Origin of the sequence: Collinsella sp. AF16-8 (genome assembly GCF_003462695.1) — a bacterium.
In the GTDB taxonomy this organism is placed as follows: Bacteria; Actinomycetota; Coriobacteriia; order Coriobacteriales; family Coriobacteriaceae; genus Collinsella.
This window is the reverse complement of sequence record NZ_QRXX01000009.1, coordinates 119,950-128,517: the sequence shown is the minus strand read 5'-3', so window position 1 is coordinate 128,517 and position 8,568 is coordinate 119,950. Positions and strand designations below refer to the sequence as shown.

Sequence of the window (8,568 nt, the reverse complement as noted above, 5' to 3'; positions counted from 1 at the left end):
AAGGAGGGCCTGGACCTTCTCGTCGTGCCCTCCGCCGAGCTCTCCCGCGGCCGCGGCGGCCCGCGCTGCATGAGCATGCCCTTCTGGCGCGAGGACCTCTAAGTCTTTCAGTTTCCGGTGCGGTCTCCCTACAACCGCACCGGTTTCGCCCGTCAAACGGGTACCATTACGTAAGTAATTAAGGAATTCATTTCTTCGAAAGGAAACGAACCATGGGTGTTAACCTCTCCGGCCGTAGCTTCCTCAAGCTCCTCGACCTCACCACCGAGGAGATCGAGTACCTGCTCAAGCTCTCCAAGAACTTCAAGGACATGAAGCGCGCTGGCGTTCCGCACCGCTATCTCGAGGGCAAGAACATCGTCCTGCTCTTCCAGAAGACCTCCACTCGTACCCGCTGCGCCTTCGAGGTCGGCGGCATGGATCTGGGCATGGGCGTCACCTACCTCGATCCGGGTTCGTCGCAGATGGGCAAGAAGGAGTCCATCGAGGACACCGCCCGCGTTCTCGGCCGCATGTATGACGGCATCGAGTTCCGTGGTTTCGCTCAGGACGACGTCGAGGAGCTTGCCGCTAAGTCCGGCGTGCCCGTGTGGAACGGTCTGACCACCGAGTGGCACCCCACCCAGATGCTCGCCGACATCCTGACCGTCCAGGAGAACTTCAACTACGACATCAAGGGCAAGACCCTCGTCTTCATGGGCGACTGCAAGAACAACGTCGCTCGCTCCCTCATGGTCGTCTGCTCCAAGCTCGGCATGAACTTTGTGGCCTGCGGCCCCGAGGAGTGCATGCCCGCTGACGACGTCATCGAGGCCTGCAAGCCCATCGCCGAGGCCAACGGCTGCACCATCAAGCTGACCACCGACGTCAAGGACGGCGTCACCGGTGCCGACGTTCTCTACACCGACGTGTGGGTCTCCATGGGCGAGCCCGACGAGGTCTGGGCCGAGCGCATCGCTCAGCTCACTCCGTATCGCGTTACCTCCGAGGTCATGGCTATGGCCAACCCGGGTGCCATCTTCCTGCACTGCCTGCCCAGCTTCCACGACACCAACACCACGATTGGCGCCGAGAAGTGCGAGCAGTTCGGCATCACCGAGCAGGAGGTCACCGACGAGGTCTTCGAGAGCCCCGCTTCCAAGGTCTTCGACGAGGCCGAGAACCGCATGCACACCATCAAGGCTGTCATGTACGCTACGCTCAAGTAAGAGCATCTAGCATCTCGCTCGGGGTGCATTGCTGCGCACCCCGAGCGCTTTTGTCTGGTAAAAATCTCGCACTGAGCGACATGCACGGCACGGAAGAGCCGCTTAGGGCGAGATCAGTAAATGGTTTATGAAGGGGGGATGAGAACTATGACTGAGACCGCTAAGAAAAAGCGCGGTATGCCTTCATCGTTCACCATTCTTCTTGCTCTGCTGGCAATCGTCGCGGTTGTTACCGTTATCGTCTCCGGTACGTCCGGTGGCGCGGTTACCGCTGCCCGCTTGAGCGATTTCTGCACCGCCCCGGTCAAGGGCTTCGCTGACGCTCTGCCCGTCTGCCTCTTCGTTATGATCCTCGGCGGCTTCCTCGGCATGATGACCGAGACCGGCGCCCTGGACAACGGCATTGCTGTTCTGGTGCAGAAGCTTAAGGGCAATGAGATCATGCTCATTCCCGTGCTGATGTTCATCTTCTCCCTCGGTGGTACCACCTATGGTATGTGCGAGGAGACCGTTCCCTTCTACGCCCTGCTCGCCGCCACCATGATGGCTGCTGGCTTCGACCCCATGGTCGGCGCCGCTACCGTCCTGCTCGGCGCTGGCTGCGGCTGCCTGGGCTCCACGGTTAACCCGTTTGCCGTCGGTGCTGCCGTTGACGCTCTGACTGGCGTTGGCATTGAGGTCAACCAGTCCATCATCATCGGCCTCGGTGCCGTCCTGTGGATTGTTACCACTGTTATGTCTATCCTCTTCGTCATGAGCTATGCCAAGAAGGTCAAGGCTGACAAGGGTTCCACCATCCTTTCGATGCAGGAGCTCAAGGACGCCGAAGAGGCTCACGGCAAGGCTGCTTCCGAGGTTCACAAGGAGGTCAAGCTCACCGGTCGTCAGAAGGGTGTTCTGATCGCCTTTGCCTTCACCTTCGTCGTCATGATCGTCGGCTTCATCCCGCTGGCCGATCTCAACGAGGGCGTCGCCAACTTCTTCGATGCTGGCGCCGTCTATGACGCCGACGGTAACGCCATCGTTCAGGGCTGGTCTGCCCTGATCACCGGCCTGCCCATTGGCCAGTGGTACTTCGACGAGGCTTCCACCTGGTTCTTCCTCATGGCTGTCCTGATCGGTATCATCGGTGGCCTGTCCGAGAAGCAGATCGTCAACACCTTCATCACCGGCGCTGCCGACATGATGTCCGTTGTCCTCGTCATCGCCCTCGCCCGTGGTATCTCCGTCCTCATGGCTAGCACCGGCCTCGACGTCTACGTCCTCGACGCTGCCGCCAATGCTCTGGCTGGCCTGTCCGGCGTGATCTTCGCTCCCATGAGCTTCCTGGTCTACTTCGGCCTGTCCTTCCTGATCCCCTCGACCTCCGGTATGGCTACTGTCTCCATGCCCATCATGGGACCGCTGGCTGTTAAGCTCGGCTTCTCGCCCGAGGTCATGGTCATGATCTTCTCCGCCGCCATCGGCGTCGTGAACCTGTTCACCCCGACCTCCGGCGCCATCATGGGCGGTCTTGCTCTGGCCAAGATCGAGTGGACGACCTGGCTCAAGTTTGCTCTTAAGCTCATCGTCGCTCTCTCCGTCGTCTGCGCCATCATCCTGACCGTCGCTTGCGTGATGCTCTAAGTACCCCTTGGGTACCCCACGGAAACCATGACGATCCTGTAAAGGATCACCTGGTCATCGTCTGTCCGGTGGGGTAACCCCACCGGTAGACTCCTACCTTTAGCCTCCTCCCGTTCCGTGCGCGGGAGGGGGCGCTCTTGTGTTCCGGCGTTTTACCAAACGCCGGAACCACTCGACGCTGCAAGCCCGCCAGAGCGGCAATCTGACGTTCAATCGTCGGGCATGGCCAAAAGGCCTATGCCCTCCTCTTTCACGTCACCTTGCTCGCTCTGGTGTCTGTTCGCTGTCCGTTCTCTGCCCGCGACGTTTCTGCTGTTGGTGCAAAGGGGTCAGGTTACTTTGCGCCAAAAGGGGAAGTTGCGGTGGAATAGTTCCCGTTTGGCCGTCTTGAGGGGTTAAACAGGAACTATTTCACCGCAACTTATCGATGGCGTGTTGGGTTGGTGCCTGTTGATGGTTTGGGTATCGGGGAGGGAGGGCTCCGTTATAATCGCCTAGAACATTAAATGGAAACGGGACGGGAGCCATACATGCGCCAGGGTTTCGACAACGCGAAGTATATCGAGCTGCAGGCTGCTCACATTAAGGAGCGCATCTCGCAGTTTGGCGGCAAGCTGTATTTGGAGTTTGGCGGCAAGCTGTTCGATGACTATCATGCCAGCCGCGTGCTACCGGGTTTTGAGCCGGACAGCAAGTTCCGCATGCTCAAGAGCATCGCCGACGATGTCGAGGTTATCATCGCGATCAACGCGAACCATATCGAGAAAAACAAGGCTCGTGGTGACCTTGGCATTACCTATGACGAGGATGTGCTGCGCCTGGTTGACCTGTTCCGCGGCAACGGCTTTGCCGTCGCGGCTGTGGTTATCACCCAGTACGCCGGCCAGCCTGCTGCCGATGTGTTCCGCAACCGCTTGAACGCGCTCGGTATTCCCGCCAAGCTGCACTATCCCATCGAGGGGTATCCGCACGATGTCGATCTGATTGTGTCCGACGACGGCTATGGCAAGAACGAGTTTGTCGAGACCACCCGACCGCTCGTTGTCGTGACGGCGCCCGGCCCTGGCTCGGGCAAGCTCGCCACTTGCCTGTCTCAGCTCTATCACGAGCACAAGCATGGCACGGCCGCCGGCTATGCCAAATTCGAGACCTTCCCGGTTTGGAATCTGCCCCTTACGCATCCGGTCAATATTGCCTACGAGGCCGCCACGGCAGACCTCGATGACGCCAACATCATCGACTCCTTCCACCTGGAGGCCTACAACAAGACCACGGTCAACTACAACCGCGACGTCGAGGCCTTCCCGGTAGTCCGTGCCCTGATGGAAAAGATCCTGGGCAAGAGCCCCTACCAGAGCCCTACGGACATGGGCGTCAATATGGTCGGTTTTGCCATCACCGATGACGATGCCTGCCGCGACGCTTCCAAGATGGAGATCGTCCGCCGCTACTTTACCGCGGTCGAAAATGTGCGCCGTACCGGCGTGGGCGATGAGCAAGTCGACCGTCTCAAGATTATTATGAAGAAAGCCGGCATCGATAAGAACTACTCACCGGCGCGCTCGGCGGCCCTCACCAGGGAGCAGCTGACGGGTGGTCCCGTGGGTGCCATGGTCATGCCCGATGGCTCCGTGGTGACCGGTAAGACCTCCACGCGCCTGGGCGCCGCAAGTTCGCTCATTATGAACGCCCTCAAGCATGTCTCGGGCGTCGACCTTGAGCTCGAGGTCATTAGCGATGAGGCGATCGAGCCCATCAGCAAGCTCAAGACGCATTTCCTGGGCAGCAAAAACCCGCGCCTCCACACCGACGAGACGCTTATGGCGCTGTCGATCACCTCGGCCACGAGTGAGACGGCCGCTCGCGTCCTTTCGGGCCTGGAGCAGCTGCGCGGTTGCGATGCCTTCTTTAGCGTGATTATCTCGCCGACGGACGAGACGGTACTGCGCAAACTGGGTATCAATGTGTGCTGCGAGCCCAAGTTTGAGCGCCGCGGTTTCTTCCATCGCTAAGTTTGAAGCACCGCGGTAATTGCATTGCATTTTGGCCGTATCGGGTTAGCGCCCGGTACGGCTTTTTGATCAATAAAGCGTCTATTTCGGCGAAAAATAGCTGTTTACCTGCCTAGAAACAATTTGAGCGGTATACAATAACCGTAACTGTTTCATCCTTAGCGGGATGCCGCATGATGGATATTACCTGCCATCGTGAGGTGTGTCGGTCGCGCACGGCGCGTTAGATGCTCGTGCTCGGTTTGAGGAGGCTGCTATGGCGGGCAAGGGTCGTGCGAGTGTTAACGATATGAAGCGTGTCGAGGTGCTGGTGTTGATGGAGATCGACCAGCAAACCGAAGACAATGGCGGGCCGTATGGTTTCTCGCGCAAAACGCTTGCCGAGCGCGTGGGGGTTTCGCCGTATCGTGCCCGCGCCGCAATCGATCGCTTGGATTCCGAAGGTATGATTGATGTCGTCTCGCGTTATAGCGACGACGGCGGTCAGCTTGCAAATGGCATTTGCCTCACCGAACGTGGTGAGTGGTATCTTGAGGGCGTCCGTACCGGCATGCTCGTTCAAGAAATGCTTGAGGACGAGGTTGCTGATCGATAGCAGCATGTAACCCTTGCCATAGCGACGCCGCCTGGGAAACCGGGCGGCGTTTTGTTTCAAGATGGAGAAATGCTATTGCGCGTAAGAAAAATTGCGTGCGGCGTGCGTCGCGAGTATTACAATGAAGACCCGTAAGATGTGTATGGACAACTTCTACGGGAAGCGCAGGTAACTCAATATGACCAAGCATGTGTTCGTGACCGGCGGCGTGGTTTCGTCTCTGGGCAAGGGTATTACCGCGGCCTCGCTGGGCCGTCTGCTCAAGTCGCGCGGGTACAAGGTAACGATGCAAAAGGCCGACCCGTATCTGAACGTCGACCCCGGCACCATGAGCCCGTTCCAGCATGGCGAGGTCTTTGTGACCGAGGACGGCTACGAGTCCGATCTGGACCTGGGCCACTACGAGCGCTTTATCGACGAGAACCTGACCCGCGATTCCAACTTTACGACTGGTGCCATCTATAAGAGCCTGATCGCCCGCGAGCGTCGCGGTGACTTTTTAGGCGGTACCGTGCAGGTGATTCCTCACGTCACCAATGCCATTAAGGATAAGTTCCGCCGCATCGAGGAGCAGACCGGCTCCGATGTAGTCATCACCGAGCTGGGCGGCACGATCGGCGACATCGAGTCCCAACCGTTTGTCGAGGCCATTCGTCAGTACCGCAAGGAGGCCGGCCCCGAGAACGTCTGCTACATCCACGTGTCGCTCGTTCCCTATATCGCCGCCGCCCACGAGGTCAAGACCAAGCCCACGCAGCATTCCGTCAAGGAGCTCCGCAGCTTTGGCATCCAGCCCGATATTATCGTGTTGCGCTCCGACCACCATATCGATGACGCTATCCGCGGAAAGATCGCAAGCTTCTGCGACGTCGACACCGATTGCGTCTTTACCAACGAGGACTGCGCGAGCATTTACGATGTTCCGCAGCTGCTTGCCGAGCAGGACTTTGACCTGCGCATTTGCGAGCGTCTGGGTCTGGACCCGCGTGAGCGCGACATGAGCGAGTGGAACGAGTTCCTGCGCAAACAGAATCACGCCAACCATCACGCCGACAAGGTGAAGATTGCCGTCGTTGGCAAGTACACGCAGCTGCCCGATGCGTATCTGTCGGTTATCGAGGCCCTGCACCATGCGGGCGTCTTCTACGATCGCCATGTGGACGTCCAGCTGGTCGACGGCGAGAGCCTCGACGAGCAGAATGTCTCCGAAGTTCTGGGCGACGCCTCGGGCATCCTGGTCCCCGGCGGCTTTGGCAAGCGCGCCCTGGAGGGCAAGATCCTCGCGGCCGAGTTTGCCCGCGAGCACAAGATTCCGTATCTGGGCATTTGCCTGGGTATGCAGGTGGCCGTGTGCGAGTTCGCCCGCAACGTCGTCGGCCTTGCCGGCGCCAGCTCCTCCGAGTTCGACCCGGACGGTCCGTTTAGCGTCATCGATCTGATGAGCTCGCAGGAGGATGTGACTGAGAAGGGCGGCACCATGCGTCTGGGCGCCTATCCGTGCAAGCTCGCCGCCGATACTCTCGCTCGCGAGGCATATGGCGAGGATCTCGTCTACGAGCGTCACCGTCACCGCTTTGAGTTTAACAACGCCTTCCGCGACCAGCTTGAGGACGCCGGTTTGGTTATCTCGGGTCTGTCGCCCGACGAGCGCCTGGTCGAGATGGTCGAGCTGCCGCGCGACGTGCATCCTTGGTATGTGGCAACCCAGGCCCACCCCGAGTTCAAGAGCCGTCCGACCAACCCGCAGCCGCTGTTCCGAGAGTTCGTGCGTGCCTCGATCGGTCAGCACGAGGGTGTCGATCGCCTGCAGGTGACGCCCATGAACCTCGCTACGGACTAAGGGTGCCGGCGAACAAAGAACATACCGAAGCTACTCCCTCGTCGCTCGCCGTGGCGGCGGGGGAGTATCTCGATTACCTCGCGGTCGAGCGGGGTTTGGCGCGCAACACGATTGCGGCCTACCGTCGTGACCTGACGACGTACTGCGCCTATCTGGAGCGGGCGGGCATCATGTCTTTTGATGAGGCGACTCGTCAGGTCGTGGAGGGCTTTGTCGCCGACCGTCGCGATGGGGGCTATTCCGATGCCTCGGTGGAGCGTGCGCTTGCGGCCGTGAAGGGCCTGCATGCCTTTTTGGTGCGCGATGGGATTGTGGCCCAAAATCCAACGGCGGCGTTGCGCCTGCCTAAAAAGGCTGAGCGTTTGCCGGAGTATCTATCGGTGGAGGATGTCTCGGCGCTGCTCGATCAAGACTTCCTCGAGGGCGAGATGGGCTTGCGCGACCATGCCATCTTGGAAGTGCTCTACGGATGCGGCTTGCGTGTGAGCGAGTTGGTGGGGCTCGATGTGGGCGATATCCATATCGACGATGGCTTTGTGCTCGTTCGCGGTAAGGGCTCAAAGGAACGCCTGTCCCCGCTGGTGGGAAGCGCGGCGCGAGCTCTGACGCTCTATTTAACTGAGGGGCGTTCTCGCTTGGCGGCCCATGCCCACGGAACCGAGACCTCGGCGGTCTTTTTAAATAAGAACGGTCGCCGTCTGTCGCGCCAGGGCATCCATGCCATCTGTGAGCGCTACGGGCGCCAGGTGGGGCTGGTGGGACTCCATCCCCATACGCTGCGTCACTCCTTTGCCACCCATATGCTTGCGGGCGGTGCAGACCTCCGTGTGCTACAGGAGATCTTGGGACATGCCGATATATCGACCACGCAGGTCTACACGCATGTCGATCGTACGCAACTGACCGAGGTCTATCTGGCGGCGCACCCGCTGGCACATCGTTAACACATCGCTGGCCTGCATATCTATAGGTATTTGGGGACGGGCCCCAGATTGCCGCGGCGTGCTTTTGCGCGCGCATGGGCAATCTGGGGCCCGTCCCATTTTTTGCCACTTGTCGTCGCGGTGGTGGGCCGCATGTGCCTTGGGTGGGGGAGTTTGGGGGCGATGTGAACGGCATGTAAAGGGACGCAAAAATCGCCTCAAGGTCAACTTGAAGGTTGAGGTTGAAAGGCGGGGTGCCACAGGTGGCATCCCGCCGTTGCTGTAAACACAACATATTGTGTTTTCGAACATATGATTGGGGGTGTTTTGCAATATATGGTGGGTGGAGTGGTGGGGCGGGGTG

At 59.5% G+C, this 8,568-nt stretch carries 7 protein-coding genes; all 7 read left to right on the top strand.

What is annotated here, in order from left to right; all coding sequences use genetic code 11:
* Window positions 1-102, top strand: a 102-nt coding sequence (locus tag DWW73_RS08880; RefSeq protein ID WP_147343553.1) for an arginine deiminase family protein, incomplete at its 5' end; no start/stop codon positions are given.
* Window positions 103-212: 110 nt separating this feature from the next.
* The gene (gene argF, locus DWW73_RS08875) at window positions 213-1,208 is read left to right on the top strand and encodes an ornithine carbamoyltransferase (protein ID WP_117584234.1); all 996 of its coding nucleotides are present in this window, start codon (window positions 213-215) and stop codon (window positions 1,206-1,208) included.
* 138 nt (window positions 1,209-1,346) lie between these two features.
* Window positions 1,347-2,834: a YfcC family protein gene (locus DWW73_RS08870; protein ID WP_369831459.1), complete on the top strand. Its 1,488-nt coding sequence runs from the start codon at window positions 1,347-1,349 to the stop codon at window positions 2,832-2,834.
* 530 nt (window positions 2,835-3,364) lie between these two features.
* Window positions 3,365-4,846, top strand: coding sequence for a DUF1846 domain-containing protein (locus tag DWW73_RS08865; protein ID WP_006234276.1), 1,482 nt, complete (start codon window positions 3,365-3,367; stop codon window positions 4,844-4,846).
* 256 nt (window positions 4,847-5,102) lie between these two features.
* A complete protein-coding gene (locus tag DWW73_RS08860; protein ID WP_040358312.1) occupies window positions 5,103-5,441 on the top strand; it encodes a hypothetical protein in 339 nt (112 codons plus the stop codon).
* Between the two features lie 178 nt (window positions 5,442-5,619).
* Window positions 5,620-7,281 (top strand): CTP synthase, encoded by a 1,662-nt coding sequence (locus tag DWW73_RS08855; protein ID WP_055252564.1) that lies wholly within the window; start codon window positions 5,620-5,622, stop codon window positions 7,279-7,281.
* 2 nt (window positions 7,282-7,283) lie between these two features.
* The gene (gene xerD / locus DWW73_RS08850; protein ID WP_199413505.1) at window positions 7,284-8,225 is read left to right on the top strand and encodes a site-specific tyrosine recombinase XerD; all 942 of its coding nucleotides are present in this window, start codon (window positions 7,284-7,286) and stop codon (window positions 8,223-8,225) included.
* The last annotated feature ends 343 nt before the right edge of the window (window positions 8,226-8,568 follow it).